17 protein-coding genes are annotated in these 20,487 nt (G+C 52.1%); 10 read left to right on the top strand and 7 right to left on the bottom strand.

From position 1 onward, the window contains the following. Positions 1-48: 48 nt before the first annotated feature. Positions 49-783, bottom strand: coding sequence for a response regulator transcription factor (locus AAF564_06545; GenBank protein ID MEM8485189.1), 735 nt, complete (start codon positions 781-783; stop codon positions 49-51). Between the two features lie 226 nt (positions 784-1,009). On the opposite strand from AAF564_06545, the gene AAF564_06540 reads away from it, so the two are divergent. Next, positions 1,010-2,413 (top strand): 3-deoxy-7-phosphoheptulonate synthase class II, encoded by a 1,404-nt coding sequence (locus AAF564_06540; GenBank protein ID MEM8485188.1) that lies wholly within the window; start codon positions 1,010-1,012, stop codon positions 2,411-2,413. Between the two features lie 214 nt (positions 2,414-2,627). Here AAF564_06540 and AAF564_06535 read toward each other — a convergent pair whose 3' ends face one another. Then, entirely contained in the window at positions 2,628-3,722 is a 1,095-nt protein-coding gene (locus AAF564_06535; GenBank protein MEM8485187.1) for a M42 family metallopeptidase, read from the bottom strand. Positions 3,723-3,832: 110 nt separating this feature from the next. On the opposite strand from AAF564_06535, the gene AAF564_06530 reads away from it, so the two are divergent. Continuing rightward, positions 3,833-6,076: a PIG-L family deacetylase gene (locus AAF564_06530; protein MEM8485186.1), complete on the top strand. Its 2,244-nt coding sequence runs from the start codon at positions 3,833-3,835 to the stop codon at positions 6,074-6,076. Positions 6,077-6,174: 98 nt separating this feature from the next. Here AAF564_06530 and AAF564_06525 read toward each other — a convergent pair whose 3' ends face one another. Together AAF564_06525 and mnmA are read right to left on the bottom strand one after the other, a co-directional pair. After that, positions 6,175-6,513, bottom strand: a complete 339-nt coding sequence (locus AAF564_06525) for a hypothetical protein (GenBank protein MEM8485185.1) — start codon at positions 6,511-6,513, stop codon at positions 6,175-6,177. Positions 6,514-6,525: 12 nt separating this feature from the next. Further along, positions 6,526-7,656, bottom strand: a complete 1,131-nt coding sequence (gene mnmA / locus AAF564_06520) for a tRNA 2-thiouridine(34) synthase MnmA (GenBank protein ID MEM8485184.1) — start codon at positions 7,654-7,656, stop codon at positions 6,526-6,528. Between the two features lie 129 nt (positions 7,657-7,785). Between mnmA and AAF564_06515 the strand changes: the two genes are divergently transcribed. Then, positions 7,786-8,274 carry a rhodanese-like domain-containing protein gene (locus AAF564_06515; GenBank protein ID MEM8485183.1) on the top strand — a complete coding sequence of 163 codons (489 nt, stop codon included), beginning with the start codon at positions 7,786-7,788 and terminating at the stop codon, positions 8,272-8,274. A 222-nt stretch (positions 8,275-8,496) separates the two neighbouring features. After that, complete coding sequence (locus AAF564_06510; GenBank protein ID MEM8485182.1) at positions 8,497-10,062, top strand: right-handed parallel beta-helix repeat-containing protein; 1,566 nt, start codon at positions 8,497-8,499, stop codon at positions 10,060-10,062. 174 nt (positions 10,063-10,236) lie between these two features. Here the strand turns inward: AAF564_06510 and AAF564_06505 are convergent, their stop codons facing one another. The 3 genes from AAF564_06505 to AAF564_06495 form a co-directional block, all read right to left on the bottom strand. Then, entirely contained in the window at positions 10,237-11,292 is a 1,056-nt protein-coding gene (locus AAF564_06505) for a DMT family transporter (GenBank protein ID MEM8485181.1), read from the bottom strand. A 213-nt stretch (positions 11,293-11,505) separates the two neighbouring features. Continuing rightward, on the bottom strand, positions 11,506-12,921 hold the full coding sequence (locus AAF564_06500) for a Glu/Leu/Phe/Val dehydrogenase (protein ID MEM8485180.1): 1,416 nt from the start codon (positions 12,919-12,921) through the stop codon (positions 11,506-11,508). A 159-nt stretch (positions 12,922-13,080) separates the two neighbouring features. Beyond that, the gene (locus tag AAF564_06495) at positions 13,081-13,722 is read right to left on the bottom strand and encodes a nucleotidyltransferase family protein (protein MEM8485179.1); all 642 of its coding nucleotides are present in this window, start codon (positions 13,720-13,722) and stop codon (positions 13,081-13,083) included. Between the two features lie 100 nt (positions 13,723-13,822). Between AAF564_06495 and AAF564_06490 the strand changes: the two genes are divergently transcribed. The 6 genes from AAF564_06490 (at position 13,823) to AAF564_06465 (ending at position 20,400) form a co-directional block, all read left to right on the top strand. Beyond that, the gene (locus AAF564_06490; protein ID MEM8485178.1) at positions 13,823-15,001 is read left to right on the top strand and encodes an XdhC family protein; all 1,179 of its coding nucleotides are present in this window, start codon (positions 13,823-13,825) and stop codon (positions 14,999-15,001) included. 96 nt (positions 15,002-15,097) lie between these two features. Then, positions 15,098-15,541 carry a carbon monoxide dehydrogenase subunit G gene (locus AAF564_06485; protein MEM8485177.1) on the top strand — a complete coding sequence of 148 codons (444 nt, stop codon included), beginning with the start codon at positions 15,098-15,100 and terminating at the stop codon, positions 15,539-15,541. 24 nt (positions 15,542-15,565) lie between these two features. Continuing rightward, positions 15,566-16,414 (top strand): sulfurtransferase, encoded by an 849-nt coding sequence (locus tag AAF564_06480; protein ID MEM8485176.1) that lies wholly within the window; start codon positions 15,566-15,568, stop codon positions 16,412-16,414. Positions 16,415-16,610: 196 nt separating this feature from the next. Continuing rightward, on the top strand, positions 16,611-17,075 hold the full coding sequence (locus tag AAF564_06475; GenBank protein MEM8485175.1) for a (2Fe-2S)-binding protein: 465 nt from the start codon (positions 16,611-16,613) through the stop codon (positions 17,073-17,075). A gap of 55 nt (positions 17,076-17,130) precedes the next feature. Further along, on the top strand, positions 17,131-19,479 hold the full coding sequence (locus tag AAF564_06470; protein ID MEM8485174.1) for a xanthine dehydrogenase family protein molybdopterin-binding subunit: 2,349 nt from the start codon (positions 17,131-17,133) through the stop codon (positions 19,477-19,479). A gap of 54 nt (positions 19,480-19,533) precedes the next feature. Continuing rightward, positions 19,534-20,400: a xanthine dehydrogenase family protein subunit M gene (locus AAF564_06465; GenBank protein MEM8485173.1), complete on the top strand. Its 867-nt coding sequence runs from the start codon at positions 19,534-19,536 to the stop codon at positions 20,398-20,400. The last annotated feature ends 87 nt before the right edge of the window (positions 20,401-20,487 follow it).

Here is a 20,487-nt window from a genome sequence, read left to right as displayed (position 1 = left end):
CAAGGAAAATCGCAAAGATTTTAGCGTAAAAAGTTTTCAGAAAAGACATCAGGTAAGTAATTCCTCCGGTTCAGCAAAGCGGTAGCCATGCCCCCAAACGGTTTTGATGTAGCGTGGTGTAGCTGGATCAGTTTCTATTTTATTGCGCAGACGGTTAATGTGGGAATTCACCGTATGGCTGTATCCGCTGTACTGGTACCCCCAAACGAGGTCGAGTAACTCCTGCCGACTGTACGCGCGGCCCGGGTTTTCAGCAAACAGTACGAGCAAATCAAATTCCTTCGCAGTCAATTCCAGCATCTGACCGCGAAGCAATACTTTTCGTTTTTCCAGATTTACAACCAGATCACCATACTCAAGCATTTTCCGGTCATCAACCTTTTTCTCCGTCTGCACAACCTCAATGCGGCGAAATATCGCCTTTACCCTGGCAATCAATTCCCGAATACTGAACGGCTTTGTCATGTAGTCGTCAGCACCCAGCTCGAGCCCAAGCACCTTATCCAGCTCTTCTGCCTTGGAGGTCAGCATTAAGATTGGCAGCGAACGGTTTTCGTTGCGTACGCGTTTGCAGACTTCAAAACCATCCAATACAGGCAGCATGATGTCCAGGATGATCAAAGAGAAACTGCCTGTAAGCGCTTTATTCAGCCCAGTTTGGCCATCAGCGGCGATTTCGACTTCGTAACCCAGGTCAGAAAGATGAATTTGCAACAACTTTGCGAGATCGGGGTCGTCTTCAACGATTAGTATAGAAGACGCTTCAGGATAAGACGTGCCCATGTATTGTATGTTTAGGTCGAATATTTCTGAATCGAACTGCATTCGGACGTACTATTGCTTCGGTGCACGGTTCGCGTTGCACGTTACATGTAGTCCCATCAGCAAGAAAAAGCTGATATCAGTACGCATGAATTTTGCAATCTGAAACCAATTCAGGGTCGGTATAGAATAAAAAGCTTTCCCAGACCGGCTTCATCACAAAATAATAACAAAAAACGAAGAGAAGATGTCCGACGTGAGCGAACAAGTGGCCCAGAACGGAGCAGCAGATCAAGAGACCCATCCTGCCCCATCCGATTGGACGCCGGCATCGTGGCGATCAAAAAAGGCATTGCATCAGCCGGTATACCCCAACCAGGAAGAACTTGACGCAACGCTGAAGCAGCTTTCCGGCCTCACCCCGCTGGTCACATCCTGGGAAATCCAGTCGCTGCGCAAACAACTCGGCGAAGCTGCACTTGGCAAACGCTTCTTGCTGCAAGGCGGTGATTGTGCTGAAAGCTTCAACGAATGTACCTCAGATATCATTACCCGCCGGCTCAAAGTCATCCTTCAGATGAGCCTGGTGCTCATCTACGGACTCAAGCTGCCTGTTGTTCGCGTCGGCCGATTTGCCGGCCAGTATGCAAAACCGCGTTCAGCCGACGAAGAGACCGTAGATGGCGTTACCCTGCCAACCTACAAAGGCGACATGATCAACGGGCTGGGGTTTAATCCCAACGAGCGCACCCCTTCCCCACAGCGCTTGCTCCTGGCACACAGCCGCTCTGCGATGACACTCAACTTTGTGCGCGCCCTTGTAGATGGTGGCTTTGCAGATCTGCATAATCCGGAATACTGGGACCTCGACTTTGTACAACATTCTTCCCGCGCCGCTGAGTATAGGTCGATTGTAGATTACATCAGTGAAGCAGTTAGCTTTATGAAGGCGTTTGGCGATGTATCAGATGCTCCGTTTAGCCGCACAAATTTCTATACGAGCCATGAGGCGCTATTTCTGCCGTACGAAGAATCGCAAACCCGTGCAGTACCCCATAATCCGGGTACCTTCAATCTATCAACCCACATGCCGTGGATTGGTATGCGGACGGCGTTTCCCGATAGCGCGCACATTGAATACATGCGCGGCATTGCCAATCCTATTGGCATGAAAGTGGGACCTGGACTTGCGCCCAAAGATTTGATCAAGTTGATCGACATCTTGAACCCGAAAAACGACCCGGGCCGGCTCACGTTGATTGCCCGCTTTGGCCACAACAACATCGAAGATCATCTGCCACCAATGATTGAGGCGGTCAAAAAGGCCAACAAGATTGTGGTTTGGTCTTGCGATCCGATGCATGGTAATACCGTTAAAACGGAAAAAGGCATCAAAACGCGGCCCTTCGAGAACATTTTGTCTGAGCTCGAACAATCCCTCGATATCCACGCACAGCTCGGTTCACACCTGGGTGGTGTGCACTTTGAGATGACGGGCGAAGACGTCACCGAATGCACGGGCGGCGCCCGCGGCCTCGCCGATGCCGACCTCGAACGCGCCTATACCTCGCAGGTAGACCCGCGACTCAACGCTGAACAGGCGTTAGAGATTGCGATGAGCATCGTGCGCAAATGGCGTAAAATGGGGTGAACAGGTTGAAGGTTGCTGGTTGAAAGTTTAAGGCTGATTGGGGTGGTAAAATTCAACCGCCCCCAACACCCTACGTCATCCCGGGCCCAGCTTGCTCGCGCTGTAAGCTCAATTGATGCAAGAGAGGCTGCTCGCCCAGATTCTTCGCAGGGCTCAGAAAGACAAGGGCGGGGCATGGCGCTATACCTTTACCATTCTGCACGCAGCACTCCTGCTACACAATCTCAGCGCTAAACTTGTCGCCGGCTTTGACCGACTGACAGAAGCCAGTCAGCAGCTTAATCACGGATTCGATGTCGGCATGGTCTACCATTTCTACGGTTGAGTGCATGTAGCGCATCGGCAGGGAAACGAGCGCGCTTGGGACGCCGGCGCGGGAGACAAATACGTCGTCTGTATCAGTGCCCGTATAGCGTGACGAGGCTTCGTGCTGGATGCTGATCTTTTGTTTTGCAGCCACTTCCATCAATCGCTTAACAACAGCCGGGTGATTGGCGGTGCCGTGTGTCAGGCTCGGGCCTCCACCCAGTTTTACGTCACCATGTTTGCTCGCGGAGATACCCGGTGAATCTGTTGCGTGGGTTACATCCAATACAACAGCTACCGTTGGTTCAAGCCGGTACGTGACCATACGCGCACCATTGCCACCAATTTCTTCCTGCACCGCATTCACAGCGTACACACTCCCCTGCAGTTTCTTGCGCGACTTCTTCCTGGCTGCCGCCAATCGCGCCATCACCCGGGCGATGATATAGCCCCCGATCCGGTTATCCAGCGCACGACCAACCAGGCGATTTTTACCTACTTCTTGCGCCGACTCTGCAAAGACGGCCGGGTGCCCAACCCGGATACCCATTTTTTCTACGCCGGCTTTGTCTTTGGCGCCAACATCAATAAATACATCTTCCCATTTGGGAATTTTAACGTCAGATGCTTCGCGCAGGTGAATGGCTGTATTCCCAATTACCCCTTTCACCTCGCCTTTATCCCCCAAAATGCGGACAATTCGGCCGCGTACAATGGCACGATCTGATCCGCCGATGCGTGTTACGCGCAGGTAACCATTTTCGGCAATGTAGCTTACCATAAAGCCAATCTCATCTGCATGGGCCTCCAGCATAATGCGGGGACCTTTTCCCTTTGCGGAGCCTTCCAGGACTCCCCAAGTATTACCATAGTGATCGTTACCCACCTGATCCACATAGGAGCGAACATAGCCGGCCCATTTTCGTTGGCCTTCTGCTTCAAACCCTGAAGGACTTGGGGTGTTGAGGAGATCAAAAAGGAATTGTTTTTCGCTCTTTTTCATTACATCAGTATTTATTACACTCAACGTATCACTGTAACAACACGAAGGATGCTACAAACATAGGTTCTGTAGCCACCACCAAACCATCCGTGTTCAGATATAGATTACTAATGAAGTGCTCTCTTAATTCATTAAGCCTCGTATTGTTCATCTTGTTGATCGGGACCGCGCAGCCGGCCCAGGGTCAGGAAGCCGCGCCACTGGTTGTTATGAACCTCGCTGCGCATCCTGATGACGAAGACGGACGGACCCTCACGTATTATCGGCGGGCCAAAAACGCCATTGCCTACAGCGTAATTTATACGCGCGGTGAAGGCGGGCAGAATGAAATTGGCCCTGAACTGTATGAGGACCTCGGCGCTATCCGGACGGACGAAACAGAGCGCGCGGCACGTATTCTGGGCACGCAAACCTATTTCTTGAACTTCAAAGACTTCGGGTATTCAAAAAAGGCCAGCGAAGCGTTTGCCTTCTGGGGCGGCCAGGACCAGGTGACCTCGCGGCTTGTTTACCTCGTCAGGAAGCTCAAGCCCGATGTCATTTTCACCAACCACGATACGCTGACCGTTGGCCCCCGCGTCCAGCACGGACAACACCAGGCGGTTGGTATTTCGGCCTATGATGCCTTTACGCTCGCAGCGGATGCATCATATCATCCAGAGCAGTTGGAAGAGCCGGGGGTTGACCTGTGGCAACCAAAGCGACTGTTTCTGCGGCGCTGGCGCGGCGGCGAAGAACAGCACGATGTTGTTATCCCAGTTACAGACATCGATGAGACCGCGGGCAAGTCTTACAGCAAAATTGCAACCGAAGCGCTCGGCGAACACGCTTCTCAAGGTATGGGGATGTTCGCGAGCTTTCGCCGGATGCAAGACAATACGTATTTCTCTCTCCTGCACTCCGCTACCGAAGCAGCGCTCGATTCAACCGATCTTGCCGGCAACCTCCCGCCCAACACAGCAAACAATCCTAACGTACGCTACTGGCTCGACTCGCAACGGCTACCCAAGCCGCCAGAAGGCTTCCTGCTGCCAAACGACGAAGTGGTTGTAGCCGGCCAGTCCCTAAAATTACGGGCGGATGCGTCAATGTTTGACGTCCCCGTGCATGTGACGCTCAGTGGCCCCATTGACACCATGCTCGCCGTCTCTGGTAATGCATACCAGGAGTCTGCCGTGCGCGTCCTATCAAACGCACAAGCCTCCATCCCCAAACCAACTTACCAATACAACCGATTTTTGAGCAGTCCGCCTGTTGTATATGCCGTTAGCAACGCTGAAACCGGGGAATTGCTGGCAGCGGATTACTTGCGGCTGCACATTGCACCGCAGGTAGTGATTACTACTATTGAGGATGTGATTCGCCTCCGGCCCGGAAAAAACGAAATTGACGTACTGCTTTCGCAGTTTGACGCAAAAGCAGAAGTTCTGGATGTACAGCTCGCTGTTACCCGTGATGACAACCGTACCGTAGTTTTCCAGAAACCGTTTACGTTTTCCTTTGCAGAGACAACCATTTTGGCTGAGAAGCTGGCATTCAACCTGCCGGCAGCCATTCAAGACGGCAACTATACCATTTCCATTACCGGCTTGCCCAGCGCTGCGGTAACGGAAGTGGAGCCCGCAATTGCTTTTGTAGATGGCCGCATTTTCTCTGTTGATGTTGTGGAAGGCCTCAAAGTAGGCGTTATCGAAAGCTACGATAATACCCTTGCACGGGCCCTCAGCGAACTAGACGTGGACTACGTGCTGCTCGACTCCATGGCACTTGCCAACAACCAGCTTGACGGTCTGCATACCATCCTGGTTGACATCCGCGCATACCTCGTTCGGCAGGACCTGCGTACCTACAACGCATCTTTACTCGACTGGGTTGAAAATGGCGGCCAACTGGTGGTGAATTACCAGAAGACGTTTGAGTGGAATGAAGGCTATCCCGATCCGTTTGACCGGGAAGTCAAAAACCTCGGTAATTTCCCACCTTACCCGATCACGTTGAGCCGAAACAGGGTTACAACGGAAGACTCCCCGGTATCCGTGTTAGCGCCGGAATTGCCGCTATTCAACCAGCCCAATGTCATTGATGCAACTTTGTGGGACGGCTGGGTCCAGGAGCGCGGCCTCTATTTTCCCGGCGAATATGATACGCAGTACAAAGAGTTGTTTGAGATGAACGACCCCGGAGAAGGATCGCTGCGCAGTTCAACGCTTGTGACGCCTTACGGCGCCGGCACCTACATGTATACCGCGCTGGGCTGGTATCGGCAACTGAAAGTATACCACCCGGGCGTCTACGCCTTCTTCGCCAACTTGATTAGCCAGCCGCTGGTTGATGGGCAGGTAGCGTCTCCATGATGAGCACGTGATTTCGTGCTTCCGGATTTTTCTGGCTTACGATTATCTTCGTAACTGAATTCGAAAACCCGGAAGCACGAATAACCGAAGTCACGACCCTACTGCTTCTGAATCTCCGTAATCTCGATGGTCTTGCCCCACATTTTGGTGGTCATGATGTCGGGCCGACTTTTCATCGTGAACACAATGCGCAGTCCGTCTTCTTTGTATTCCTCAGCAAGGTTGATCGGCAGATAGCTATCGCCGGCGTCACTTTCGATGCCGTAAAAGCCGCCTTCGAGTTCGATAAACCGGACCGTTGCATGAATGCCATTTTCCATCATTACCTCTTCCATTTTGTCATCGCCTTCCTGCGCCGAAGCAGGTGCTTCAGGTTTAGCGGATTTGCACCCGATGCCGGCAATTCCCAATATCAAAACAAACACAAATACACGCATACAGCTTCCTGGTTAAGATTTAGCAGGTACAGGTTCTCCGACAGTTTGAATCCAGCCCCCAGCCAGCACGTCTTCTCCTTCGTATAAAACGAGGGATTGTCCGGGCGTAATGGCTTTACGCGTCTCAGCGAACGCGACAGTCAATTCATCGTCACCTGATTCCCATACGAGACATGGGCCGCCGGCGTCTTTGTAGCGGACTTTGGCAACCGCCGGCATTTCTTCAGGGATCGACGCGTATTTGATCATGTTGAGCTGCTTCGCTGTGAGCGTTTGCTGCATCAGGTCCTCTTTCTGGCCAATCGTAATGGTGTTGGTCTCCGGGTTGATATGCGTTACATACGCCGGATGCCCAAGGGCAAGCCCAAGTCCGTGCCGCTGGCCGATAGTGTAAAATGGATAGCCCTGATGCTGACCAATTACCGTACCATCGGTTGACACAAAATTGCCCCCTTCCACTTTTTCTTTCAAGCCCGGCACGCGGTCTTTAAGAAAACGGCGGTAGTCATTGTCAGGGACGAAGCAAATTTCGTAGGAGTCTGGTTTGTCAGCCACCCGCAAGAGCTCAAAATCGGCAGCCATCTGCCGTATTGCCGGCTTCGTATACTCCCCGAGCGGGAAAATGGAGCGCGCCAAATGATGCTGCGGCAGCCCCCAAAGCGCGTAGCTCTGATCTTTGTTGTTGTCGAGGCCCTTCATCAGCACATGCCTGTTCAAGGCCTTGTCGTGGCGTAGACGCGCATAATGGCCCGTTGCGATGAACTCACAATCGAGGTCATCAGCCCGCTTGAGCAGCGATGCCCACTTGATGTGTGTATTGCAAAGCACACACGGATTGGGGGTACGGCCGGCGAGGTATTCTGCGGTAAATTTCTCAATCACCCAGTCGCCAAATTCTTCGCGGATATCCACAATAAAGTGGGTGAAGTCGTGTTTGAGTGCAATCGAACGGGCATCGTTCATCGACTCAAGGGTGCAACACCCGACTTCTTTGCCACTTTTACGGCCGCCACTGGACTGGTAATCCCACGTCTTCATGGTAATGCCGATCACTTCGTATCCTTGCTCACGCAACAATACTGCAGCTACGGATGAATCCACCCCACCGCTCATTGCAACAAGAACACGTCCTTTAGCACTCATAGGTTTGATAAATTGATTGAATGATTGCATCTTGAACGGAATCACGATTTGAGCGTTCCGAAGGTATCCATCCGCAAACAAATTATACCCATGGCCAAGATATTCTACACATCATTAGCCACTTTACTGATGTCTTTTTCTTTTATACAGATCGGTTGTAGCCAGGAACTGGCCTGGTCAGAAATATTGCAGGACGTCCGGAAGCAGCATCCGAACGTAGTACAACTTTCAACAGATTCGCTCGCACAATGGTTAACAACATCGGATGCCCCCCAGCCGCTGCTGATAGATATCCGGGAGAAAAAAGAGTACGAGGTGAGTCACCTCGCCGGCGCCATCCACATGGATCCGGACACCCGGCGGTTCAAAGCCCTAAAAGGTGTTGATAAAGATGCACCCATTGTTGTCTACTGCTCGGTGGGCTACCGCTCATCCAAAATGGCCGAGAAACTTGAAAAAGCCGGCTTTACCAACGTGTCCAATCTGGAAGGATCTATATTTACCTGGGCCAATGAAGGACACACCGTGATGCGCGGCGAAGAGGAAGTGAAAGCGGTGCACCCATACAACCGGGTATGGGGTATGCTGCTCAACAAAGAACTCAGAAGCTTCAACTAGGGGTTGTCTGAAGAATCGAAATCAAACAGAGACAAGGCCTGGCCACGTTGTTAGAAGAACAAGACGGGCGGCTATGCCGTTCATTGCCGATACAGCTCCCCATTACTTTATATATTAACTAGCTGATCTCACCTACCTGCGACCATTCGGACGAAGTGGATTGACGCAAACCAGCAATTTACATGCAGGTTTGCATGCAATTTCTGTCCTTTACCATATACGATGTCAACGCTCAAGCTCTTTCTGATCATGGCGTGGCTGTGCTTTCCAGCCGTGTCAATCGCCGATACATTTTACGTAGCCACCTCCGGCAACAACAGCAACCCCGGCACTGCTGCGCAACCCTGGCGAAATATATCTTTTGCCGTAACCAAGGTATCCCCTGGCGATACCGTGTTTGTAGGAGACGGCATATACCGCGAGAAAGTGATTATCACGCGCTCTGGCACACCCGATAACTATGTCGTCCTCAAGTCCATCAACAAGTGGGGCGCGAAGGTCGAAGTTGCTGAGTCTGGCCAAACGGACGGGATTAAAATTGCAGCCAACTACATCACGGTAGATGGATTCGAAATCTATGACCCCAACCTCAATACAGCCAGCCATGGGAATTGCATAACGGTTTGGGAGAATCATCACGTCAACATTCTGAATAACAGGTTACACGACTGTGGGGGCGCCGGCATCCAGTTAGGTCGATTTGACCACGTGCTTGTAGAGAATAACGTGGTCTACAACAACGCAAAATACAATCCGGTACAATCCAGTGGCATTGGCATGTTTCAGGCCCGCGCCGTGGATGACGCGCCAGGATACCACATTGTTATTAGAAATAACCGCAGCTACAACAACATCAACCTCGTATTGTCGGGCCGGCCGATTGGCACCAGCGATGGCAACGGCATTATTGTCGACAATTTCCAGAATGAAGGGTCAACAAATGTAAATTATCCCCATCGCACGCTGATTGAGAACAACCTCAGTTACAACAACGGCGGCAAAGGACTCCATCTCTTCAAAAGTGATAACGTCGATGTTTTCAACAACACCGTGTACCACAATAACACCGACACGCAGAACACCGGCACATGGCGCGCTGAGTTGAGCCTTGTGTATTCCAAGAATACCGTCTGGCGCAACAATATTGGTTATGCAAACCCCGGGCAAGGCATCCTGGCATGGAATCGGGGAATTCTGATTGCGCGCTCCGAAGACATGATTTGGGAAAACAACATTTCATACAGCGGTTCAGCTGGCGACATCTCGGTTAACTTCAGCGGGACTTCCGTTACAGAAGCCGACCTCGCCAATAACCTGCTCGGGGTTGATCCCTTATTCCGCAATCCCGGCGATGCTGATTTCACTTTGCGTCAGAACAGCCCTGCCATCGACGCCGGCAGCGACCTCATCGTGTCGTTCTGCGATATCAACTACGTGGCCCGTGAATCAGGCAAAGTAGACATTGGCGCCTTTGAGCGCGACGGTGCTTCTGCAACCGCAAATGACGACAAAGGCATGCCGAATGCAGATGAGATGCCCATCTCGAGCTATCCCAATCCATTCAGCAACCGTACAGAAATCACCTATGCGTTATCCCGACCCGAGGTTGTACGGGTTGAAATCTTTAATAGCATCGGACAGCACATCACAACGCTGGTGGACGCGGAACAGCCGGCCGGTACCCATGCCGTGTCTTTTGACGGTAACCAGTTACCCAATGGGCTGTACTACTATCGAATTGTTACGCCCACAACTGCCCAAACCCGTGCGGTGGTGTTGGCGAAGTAATAGGGACCGTGATGCGAATTCAGGGGTTGCGATTAATGCCGATTTTCGAGTGCCGGATGCTGTTTTTTTGTAAAAGCCGCCCGCAATAGCATCGCTGCCTCTGCCGCAATCGTGCAAAACAGAAAGACGAAAACACGAAAAAAACTAGATCACGCTTTCAACCCTTAATTCGCATTAGTTTACAGTTTGTGCGTCGATCCGGCGTTGATCAACTACCTGAATACACAGCGCACCTAGAATGATGAGGGTGCCGGCCAGGATCTCCAGCATACTGGGTTCATTCCCCAGTGTGATCCAGGCAAGCAATAGTGTTACAGGTGGGACGAGGTTGCCATACAGCACAACGCGCGTCGGCCCCAGCGTACGCAAAGCCCGTACTTTTACCCACTGACCGATGCCAACCCCAATGCCACCCCCGATGATGATGGCAATCCAGGTCCAGCCACTCAGGTCGAGCCAGTTTTGCTGTACCAGCGAAGAGGATGCCAGCAACAGATAGCAGCAACCACCAATCAGTGTACGTGCTGTTACCATGCCCGTTGGGCCATAGGTGTTAACAAGCGGCTTAATCAGGTGTAATTCGAGGATGGTGCAGGCCATTGCGGTAATGAGCAGCAAGTCACCGAGCCAGTACTGGTTGCTTGTCCCGAGACCGTCTGCAGCCAGGCCAAAAGTGCCGACGCCGGCAATCACCAATCCGACCACACCGTATCGACCGAGCGACTCCGTTTTCATAAAGTACCCGAGGCTGGCGCTCAGGACAGGACACAGCGCAAGCCACAGCGACGCACGTCCACCTGAAGTCAGGTTTAACCCTTCGATGCCAAGCCACGGGGCAAACGCGGCACCAATCAGCGATACAACAACAAGTCGTGGCCAATCTGTCCGAGAAACGCGGGGGAACATTGGGCTCCTATGGCCGGTGCGCCGGCTTTGTACAAAAAGAATTAGCAGCAGCACAATCCCGGCCATCAAAAACCGGGATACACTGAAAGAAATGGGAGATAGTTCGTGAAGTGCTACTTCGGCCAATACAAAGTTGCCGGCCCACATAATCGTGAACAGTACCAACAAACTGTGGTGGGTGCGTGGCAATACAGCAGGCACCGATGCGGCACCAGCTGATAGCGTGGTATTAAATTCCTGAACCTTGTTGATCACAACTTCTGCGGTCCGAAACTCTAATTGAGCAGCCGTTGGGTTTTCTATAGATAAAGGAGTACCTGTCATGTTCTGCGTAAAAGTCAGTAGGCTAAAGTAACCTGTTATGGGTTACTGACTAAGACGCAAAAGCGGCATGAATCCCCAATTCGTATTGTATTCGTTACACTACCCCGCTTCGGATGCAGCTGATTCGTAAAAAGCAGGTAAAATAATTTACGCATCAAATGCCAGGCAAGGTGCTCCTAACCGCGCATCAGCGAGCGCCGGCCTTGCTAAGAATCAAGGGAAAATACCCCGTAATTCGTACGAAGTCGCCACTTTGTGTAGCGCAGATATAAAGGCGGCTGTACGCAAGTCAATTTTCTCGTCGTGCTTGGTGCGAACTGTAAGCATTTGCTGGTATGCATTGACCATCGTGTCTTCAAGCCCGGAATAAACAAGGTCGGCTTCACTGGGGCCATCAGCGATATAATGCGCTTCCTCTTCTGTCACTTTTCGGCCCGTGAACTCTTCGAGCTTCTTCAACATCTTGGTGTTGCTGCGCTCAACAAACCGTTTCTGTAGACGTCCAAACCTGACATGCGAAAGATTTTTCAGCCATTCGAAATACGACACGGTTACACCCCCTGAATTCAGGTAAATGTCGGGGAGGATCAGGGTGCCTCGCTCTAACAGCTTCTCAGCAGCATCAGCAGTCACAGGTCCATTGGCCGCTTCACCAATGATTTTGGCCTTGATCCGGTCAACATTATCCATCGTTATTTGATTCTCGAGCGCCGCCGGCACCAGGATATCGCAAGCCAGCTCCAGCGCTTCCTCTCGTGTATCCAGATGTTTCGCTTTTGCATATCCCTCGAAGGAGCCGTGCGCTTTACGATGTGCAAGCACATCATCAACATCAATCCCGTCCGGATTAAAAATGGCGCCGTCGTATTCTGCAATTGCAATAATGGTAGCGCCCTCTTCGATCAGGAATTTGGCTGAGTGATAGCCAACATTTCCAAGGCCCTGTATAACAACTGTTTTGTCACCCAGGCCGGTGCTTAACCCCAGCCTTTTCATATCAGATGAGACTTTGCAGGCTTCGCGAATGCCATACGCAACACCGCGGCCCGTTGCTTCCACCCTGCCTCGAATCCCCCCCTGCTCTACCGGCTTGCCCGTAACACAACCTAGTGAATCAAGCTCAGAATTGGCCATCGAGGAGTAGGTATCTACAATCCACGCCATCTCTCGTGCGCCAGTGCCATAATCCGGCGCCGGCACATCAATCCCGGGTCCAATAAATTTCTTTTGTACCAGTTCAAATGCATAACGGCGCGTAATGCGTTCAATTTCTGCATCGGAGTAGTTCTTCGGATCGACTTTCACCGCCCCTTTCCCACCACCAAATGGCACGTCAACCATGGCACATTTATACGTCATCAAGGCCGCCAGCGCTTTCACTTCATCCATATCTGCATGTGGACTATACCGAATGCCACCTTTTACAGGTTGACGGTGATGGCTATGCTCTGCCCGCCAGGCTTCGATGACTTCAATACTCCCATCATCTCGTTTAAGCGGAAATTGGATAAGGTAGACACTGTTACAAATGCGTATTTGCTCGATCAACCCTTCAGGGTAATCCGTGTATGCAGCTGCTTTGTACAGATACTGACTAACCTGATCAAAGAAAGAAATTTTATTTGCCATTATTCAGTAGATGGGAGTGTTTGATCTGTAAATTTGCTGGAAGTTAGAAGGGCTCCCAGACTTTAGCAATACGGCCAAGCCTTCAATTTGATCTCTTTTATTTTCAGATTGAAAAAACCGCTTTTCCAGGCAGAATGATAGCATTAATTGGTCATGGGGTCAACCCGCTTTTTTACTATTGATCCGCATCGCAGCATAAGCTTCCGGAGTATCTGCATCTTGTAAAACATGGTCAGTTGATGTTTCGACGTAAACGACCTGATCGATGTGCTGCTGCACGATAGGTTTGCAGCCGGCTGCACCCCGTTGCTCTTCCATTGCAACCCGGTGTTCAGAAGCCAGCAATACCGGATTCCCGGGTTGACCAGCATGGTTTGGCCGCACTATTACCGCTGGATTTCTGGCAACACTTGTTTCAAACTGGTGGATAATGGCGTTGTATTCTTCGGTTGTAATCAACGGCATATCAGACAGACACACGAGAAATCCTGCAGTTGCCACACCCGCTTTTTTAACACCGACGCTGATTGACGTCCCCATACCTTCGGCAAACGCTTCATTGACCACAAACTCTACGGGCAGGCCCTGCAAGGCAGCTTTGACGCGCGCCGCTTCGTGGCCGAGCACAACAATGCAACGCGCGATATCAGCTTTACACACGGCTGAAACCACACGGAATACAAGCGGCTGGCCTTTAAACGGTAACAGGAGCTTGTTGTCAGCACCCATCCGGCGTGATATGCCGGCTGCAAGTACAATGGCCGTTACCCCCTGCTCCGATTTATCTCCCTGCCTGCTCAAAATTTATCCTGAATCATTCAGATTAATTTGTTATTAAACAGGATACACAAAAAACAGTGACTCCGCTGAGTTTTCAGGCTGAAACAGGTGCCGGCATCACATGAGAGAATTACTACAAATCCTGCATAAAGCCGGCCAATTGGCTGATGCGGGTCAGAAATTTGCCCTTGCTACCGTCGTAAAAATTGGCGGCTCAACCTACCGACGTCCGGGCGCCCGTATGCTCATCTCTGCGTCTGGCGAACGTTGGGGCGCTTTAAGCGGGGGTTGCCTGGAAGGCGAAGTAGCACAACAGGCCCTTGAAGTTATGGCCTCCGGGCATCCGCGCCTTATCCCTTTCAACCTTGCAGAGGATGATATAGTGCTTGGATTTGGAACAGGCTGCAACGGGGTTGTGCATGTCCTCATCCAACCCCTGGAACCGGCAGCCACCAACACGGTGATTGATGCCCTGCAACACGCAGTTTATCACAGACGCACGAGCGTGATGGCAACCATCATTGAAGCAGCGTCCTCAACAACTGCGGCAAATGATCCCGGGCTCGGCGATCACCTGCTGATAGATGAAAGTAACCACGTGGGCCCTTCAAACCTGGGGGTATCCATTAAACACGCAGTGGCATTGGAGAGCAACGGTTTTCTCGAAGCGGAACTGTCCAATCCACAAATGTATTTGTGGCATACGCGGAAGTTTATCACACCAGATTGTACTTACCAAGTGTTGTTTGAATTTGTGCGTCCTCCGGCAAAGCTCTTCATTTTTGGCGAAGGATACGACGTACATGCCGTTGTCGCTCAAGGTGCCCTGATGGGCTGGGAAGTTGTAATTGTTGGCCGCAAACCGGTAGATGTATTAAAAGACCGGTTTCAGTTGGCTACCGACTGGAAATTTCTCATGCATCCAGAAGATGTGGCAGCCAATATTCAAACAGACCTGCGCTGCGCTGCCCTTGTGATGAATCACACGTACAGCCGCGATCGGGCCATAATGCACCATTTGCTGCAAACCAACATTCCCTACATAGGCATGTTGGGGCCCCGTGAAAGAACACAAGATATGTTGACGGCTGATGAAGCCTTTCTTACGCCTTCGGAAGAAGATCAGGACAGGATATTTGGGCCGGTTGGCCTTGATATTGGTACTGAAACACCAGAAGAAATTGCGCTCTCAGCTATTTCTGAAATACAGGCGGTACTACACAAACGGGCCGGCGCTTCGCTGCGCCAGCGCAACAGCCCCATTCATAGTACACGCTCTCCGCTGCAAGTCTCTTCATGAGTAGGAACGCTCGACAGAGTAGGATATGTTTGGCGCGCTTTTTACCTTTGGCCAATAGCTCAGCAACTGCTCCTTCAAACCAGACCTGATACAGACGTGGATCTAAACGGTGATCAGTTATTGTCGGGCACACCGACACAAGTTTACGACCTGCTGCAAGACCCCGAAGTGCTCGCGGCTGTAATGCCAGGCTGCGATACCCTCAACCGCATAGACGACGACACGTTCGAAGGTGTCATCAAAGCGAAGCTGGGTCCAATTTCCAGTACTTACAAAGCCAAATTCAAACTAAGCGATCGCAATCCACCCCACAGCTACCAATTGAAGATAGACGGCCAGGGCCCGGGAGGCTTTGTGCAGGGGTACACTAAAATATCTCTTTCAGAAGAAGCAGAAGGGACGCGCCTTACCTACACGGGCGAAGCAACGGTCGGCGGTAAAATTGCAAGTATCGGACAGCGCCTTGTAGAATCCGGCGCAAAAATCATCATCAAACAAGGATTCAAAGCGCTTAAAACCGAAATTGAAAATAGCCTGTAGCCGGCATTCTCACTCCCCCCAGCCATGCCCTCATCTTATCAAACCCTGGTTTCGGTGCAAGCCCTTGGACAAAATCTTACCAATCCAAACTGGATTGTCGTGGACTGCAGGTTTTCCCTAAAAGACACCGAACAAGGCCGGCGCGCTTACTCCGAAGGGCACATCCCCGGTGCACGGTATGCGCATCTGGACGATGACTTGTCTGGCTCTATTATTCCCGGACAAACCGGCCGACACCCATTCCCTGAGCCGGCGCAATTTGCAGCCAAACTTGGCAGCTGGGGTATTCGCACAGATACACAAGTGATTGCATACGACGACATGGGCGGTGCTATTGCCGCGCGGTTGTGGATTATGCTACGCTGGCTCGGACACAACAACGTTGCCGTGCTCGACGGCGGCTGGCCGGCCTGGCTTGCAGCAGACCTCCCTTCCGAATCAGACACGCCTGCAATTACTCCAACTGTCTTCACCCCCACAACGCAGAAGGCGATGCTTGCAAATACGGAAGCAGTTGAGCAGGCCACTACAAATGATAACATCTGCCTGCTAGATGCACGGGCTGCTGCCCGATATGCCGGCGAGCACGAGCCCATTGACCCTGTAGCTGGCCATATACCGTCTGCTCTTTCTTTTCCCTGGGCTGACAATCTTGGGCCTGATGGGCACTTCCGATCTGCAGACGAACTACGGACCCGCTTTGCGGCTGTGGATACCGGCAACAGCATCAGCTACTGTGGATCCGGTGTAACTGCTGCGCACAATCTGCTGGCCATTGCACATGCCGGCCTCCCTTCCCCCCGGCTCTACCACGGATCGTGGAGTGCATGGATAACCGATTCGCACCACAAAATCGCCAAATCTGATACCTAAGATCGGTTTTCCGTACCAGCAAAATATGCCAGTCTCTTGACATGTTGGGCTAGATTACCTATTTACAGAAACCGCTTTCTTCGCACTACCTTCACACGCATAGATTGCCGGATGCAGACTTCCCTTCAGTACGTGTCTGACTCCGGGTAAAGCACCCCCGTTATCCCTTCAACTTTTTCGCAAAATTCCCTGAAGTATGACGCAATCCATCAAAGTCTCCGTGAATGGCGTTGAGCATGCCGCGGAGGTCGAACCTCGTACCCTGCTTGTAGATTTTCTGAGAGAGCACCTCTCTCTGACCGGTACCCATGTTGGCTGCGACACAAGCCAATGCGGTGCCTGCACTGTTCACGTCAACGGCACTTCGGTAAAATCTTGTACCATGTTTGCCGTTCAGGCAGATGGTAGCGAAGTGACCACAATCGAAGGCATGGCCACCAATGGCACCTTGCATCCGCTGCAGGCGGGCTTTAAACAAGAGCATGGCTTGCAATGCGGCTTCTGTACCCCAGGCGTCATTATGGCTGCAGCCGACCTCCTCAAACACAATCCTGATCCATCCGAAGGTGAAATCAGGCATGCGCTGGAAGGGAATTACTGTCGGTGCACAGGCTACCAAAATATCGTAAAGGCCATCCAAACGGCAGCAGCAAACATGTAGTCCTCATGTCTGCATCACATCGCTATTTATCGAACTTCCAGAATTAATCGACATTATGTTAGGATATATTGGATCAGCGGTCAAAAGAGTTGAGGACAAGCGGTTTGTAACAGGTCAAGGGCAGTATACAGACGATATCGTACTGCCAAAGATGACATACGCGTATATCATACGCAGCCCACATGCACACGCCACCATCAATTCGATTGATGCCAGCGAAGCCATGAAAATGCCGGGTGTGGTGGCATTTTTCACAGGCAAAGATATGGTAGACGACGGCGTGCTGTCGCTACCCAATGGCTGGGCGATTGGCGAGGATCAGAAGGAGCCCCCCCACTACCCGCTTGCGCCCGACAAAGCGCGGCATGTAGGAGACAGCATTGCAGTCCTGATTGCAGAAACCAAAGCCCAGGCAATTGAAGCAGCCGAGCATGTGTTTGTTGATTACGGCGTCCTGCCGGCTGTTACAGATTCTTCTGCAGCACTCAAAAGCGATGCACCGCAAGTACACGACGGCGCACCCAACAACACGTCGTTTAACTGGGAATTAGGCGACAAAGAAGCAACCGATGCAGCGATAGCAAGCGCGCACCACGTGACCAGCCTGAGTTTCAAAAACCAGCGCCTGGTGGCCAATGCCATTGAACCGCGTTCTGCCATAGGTGACTACAACAGTGCACGCGACGAGCTCACGCTTTACACCAGTTCTCAAAACCCTCACCTCATCCGCCTGTTGATGTGTGCGTTCGTCCTCGGTCTGCCAGAGCACAAAGTGCGCGTGGTTTCGCCTGATGTTGGGGGTGGATTTGGTAGCAAGATTTTCCATTACCCGGAAGAAGCCATTTGCGCATGGACAACCAGAAAAATCGGCCGGCCCGTTAAATGGACCGCTGTAAGAAGCGAAAGCTTTATCACAGACGCCCATGGCCGCGACCACCAGTCCGATGCTGAAATGGCGTTTGATGCAGACGGCAACATGGTTGCCCTGCGCGTGAAGACCCTCGCCAACCTTGGCGCCTACCTCTCGACTTTCTCAGGCGCCGTACCAACATACCTCTACGGCACGTTGCTCGCCGGCCAGTATCGGACCCCCAACATCTATGTGAATGTACTGGGAGTGATGACGCACACCGTGCCGGTAGACGCCTACCGCGGCGCTGGCCGCCCCGAAGCAACCTATCTTGTAGAACGGCTGGTAGACCTCGCTGCGCACGAAATGGGTAGAGATCCGGCAGAACTCCGCCGGCAGAATTTCATTCCCCCCGACGCCTTCCCTTACGACACCCCGGTTGCCCTTCAATATGACAGCGGCAACTATGAAGGTGCGCTGGATAAGTCGCTTGAAATCATTGATTATAAAGCACTCCGTGAAGAACAGAAAAAAGCGCGGGCTGAAGGCCGGCTGCTTGGCATTGGCTTCTCCGCTTTTATTGAAGCTTGCGGTATTGCACCCTCCAAAGTTGTAGGCTTACTCGGTGGCCGCGCCGGCCTCTATGAAAGTGCCTCGATTCGGGTTCATCCTACTGGAAAGGTACAGGTGTACACCGGATCCCATTCACACGGCCAGGGCCACGAAACGACGTTCGCCCAAATTGTGGCTTCTGAGTTAGGGGTAGATATGGGCGACGTCGAAGTGGTACACGGCGACACAGCGCAGATTCCGTTTGGGATGGGCACCTACGGCTCGCGTAGCCTTGCAGTGGGTGGCAGCGCTATCGTAAAAGCACTCGACAAAGTAAAAGCCAAAGCCCGTAAAATAGCTGCCCACAAGCTGGAAGCCTCAGAAGACGACCTGGACTTTTCAGACGGTAATTTCACTGTAAAAGGTACAGACCGCTCCGTTTCTTTTGGTGATGTTGCGCTAACCGCCTACATCCCCCACGATTATCCGGAAGGCCTTGAACCGGGGCTCGAAGAAAACGGATTTTACGATCCGGTCAACTTCACCTTCCCCTTCGGCTCGCACATTTCGGTGGTTGAGATCGACCCCGAAACGGGCAAAGTTGACCTCCTCCGATATGTTTGTGTGGATGATGTGGGTAACGTCATCAACCCGATGATTGTAGACGGCCAGGTACACGGTGGCCTTGCGCAAGGCATCGGCCAGGCCCTCTTTGAAGGCGCGCACTACGACGACGCCGGCCAGTTGGTCACCGGTTCATTTATGGATTACAACCTGCCTAAAGCAGATAATTTCCCGCAGTTTGAAACAGACCGGACCGTTACGCCTTGCCCGCACAATCCACTGGGTGCCAAGGGCGTTGGGGAAGCCGGCGCTATCGCAGCAACCGCCTGTGTTGCCAACGCTGTGATCGACGCGCTCTACAGCCACGGCATTCGCGACCTCGACATGCCAATGACACCAGAGCGTGTCTGGCAGGCTCTGCAAAACGGGAAGTCATAACCAACCCGTGTGATTTCCTTTTTCCAGCAAAGACCAAATTTCTTATCCCATATTATGACTCCCAATTCATTTGAATACCAGCGCGCCGGCTCCATAGAAGAAGCAGTTGCGCAATTACAGTCCCACGGAGACGAAGCCAAGTTGCTGGCAGGTGGACACAGCCTCATTCCCACAATGAAGCTCCGCCTCAATGCACCAACCATGCTTGTTGATCTCAGTGGGATTTCTGGGCTTGATGGCATTGAAGCCTCTGGCAATCAGGTACACATTGGTGCAATGGCCACGCACCGCTCCGTTGAGATGTCGGATATAGTGAAGCAACACTGTTCGGCTGTAGCAGAGACGGCGTCGGGTATTGGCGATCCGCAGGTGCGTAACAAAGGCACCATCGGCGGCAGCCTTGCCCATGCCGACCCGGCCGCTGATTATCCGGCGATTGTACTCGCGCTAAATGCAACAATTGCCGTGCATGGCCCCAATGGTGCGCGCAATATTTCCGCAGATGACTTTTTCACGGGTATGTTTGACACTGCCCTGGACGATGCAGAAATCATTACCCGCGTCTCCTTCCCTGCCGGCGGCGCAAGCAGTGGTACGGCATATGCCAAGTTTCCCAATCCGGCATCCCGCTTTGCAGTTGTCGGCGTTGCAGCACACATCACTATGGATGGCAGCCGCTGCGTTGATGCTCGCATTGGCATTACAGGTGCTGCACCCTGCGCCTTCCGGGCAACAGCTATGGAAGATGCGCTTAAAGGCACGGCACTGGACGGCGAAAGCATTGCAGCAGCCTGTCAGCATAAACCGGATGAAGATGATATGCTGAGCGACCTCAGTGGCAGCGCCGCATACCGCGCACATTTGTGTGGTGTAATGGCTCGCCGTGCAATTATGGCTGCGGCAAAACAAGCTCGCGGATAATGCTGCCATACTGGTTAGTAGACAAATATCTTTGGGCTTAATGATCTGTTTGTAAGCTGAAGACATCTTGGGCCACCAACATGCAAC

This window comes from Bacteroidota bacterium, from assembly GCA_039111535.1.
Lineage (GTDB): Bacteria > Bacteroidota > Rhodothermia > Rhodothermales > JAHQVL01 > JBCCIM01.
The sequence above is the reverse complement of the archived record's forward strand: the minus strand, read 5'-3'. Positions and strand labels throughout refer to the sequence as shown.

Coding starts and splice junctions, on each gene's coding strand:
- AAF564_06470 (MEM8485174.1), top strand. CDS start 17,131: ATGTTAGGATATATTGGATCAGCGGTCAAAAGAGTTGAGGACAAGCGG.
- AAF564_06535 (MEM8485187.1), bottom strand. CDS start 3,722: ATGAAAAAGAGCGAAAAACAATTCCTTTTTGATCTCCTCAACACCCCA.
- AAF564_06515 (MEM8485183.1), top strand. CDS start 7,786: ATGTCTTTTTCTTTTATACAGATCGGTTGTAGCCAGGAACTGGCCTGG.
- AAF564_06525 (MEM8485185.1), bottom strand. CDS start 6,513: ATGCGTGTATTTGTGTTTGTTTTGATATTGGGAATTGCCGGCATCGGG.
- mnmA (MEM8485184.1), bottom strand. CDS start 7,656: ATGAGTGCTAAAGGACGTGTTCTTGTTGCAATGAGCGGTGGGGTGGAT.
- AAF564_06490 (MEM8485178.1), top strand. CDS start 13,823: ATGAGAGAATTACTACAAATCCTGCATAAAGCCGGCCAATTGGCTGAT.
- AAF564_06505 (MEM8485181.1), bottom strand. CDS start 11,292: ATGACAGGTACTCCTTTATCTATAGAAAACCCAACGGCTGCTCAATTA.
- AAF564_06465 (MEM8485173.1), top strand. CDS start 19,534: ATGACTCCCAATTCATTTGAATACCAGCGCGCCGGCTCCATAGAAGAA.
- AAF564_06510 (MEM8485182.1), top strand. CDS start 8,497: ATGTCAACGCTCAAGCTCTTTCTGATCATGGCGTGGCTGTGCTTTCCA.
- AAF564_06480 (MEM8485176.1), top strand. CDS start 15,566: ATGCCCTCATCTTATCAAACCCTGGTTTCGGTGCAAGCCCTTGGACAA.
- AAF564_06475 (MEM8485175.1), top strand. CDS start 16,611: ATGACGCAATCCATCAAAGTCTCCGTGAATGGCGTTGAGCATGCCGCG.
- AAF564_06530 (MEM8485186.1), top strand. CDS start 3,833: ATGAAGTGCTCTCTTAATTCATTAAGCCTCGTATTGTTCATCTTGTTG.
- AAF564_06540 (MEM8485188.1), top strand. CDS start 1,010: ATGTCCGACGTGAGCGAACAAGTGGCCCAGAACGGAGCAGCAGATCAA.
- AAF564_06500 (MEM8485180.1), bottom strand. CDS start 12,921: ATGGCAAATAAAATTTCTTTCTTTGATCAGGTTAGTCAGTATCTGTAC.
- AAF564_06545 (MEM8485189.1), bottom strand. CDS start 783: ATGGGCACGTCTTATCCTGAAGCGTCTTCTATACTAATCGTTGAAGAC.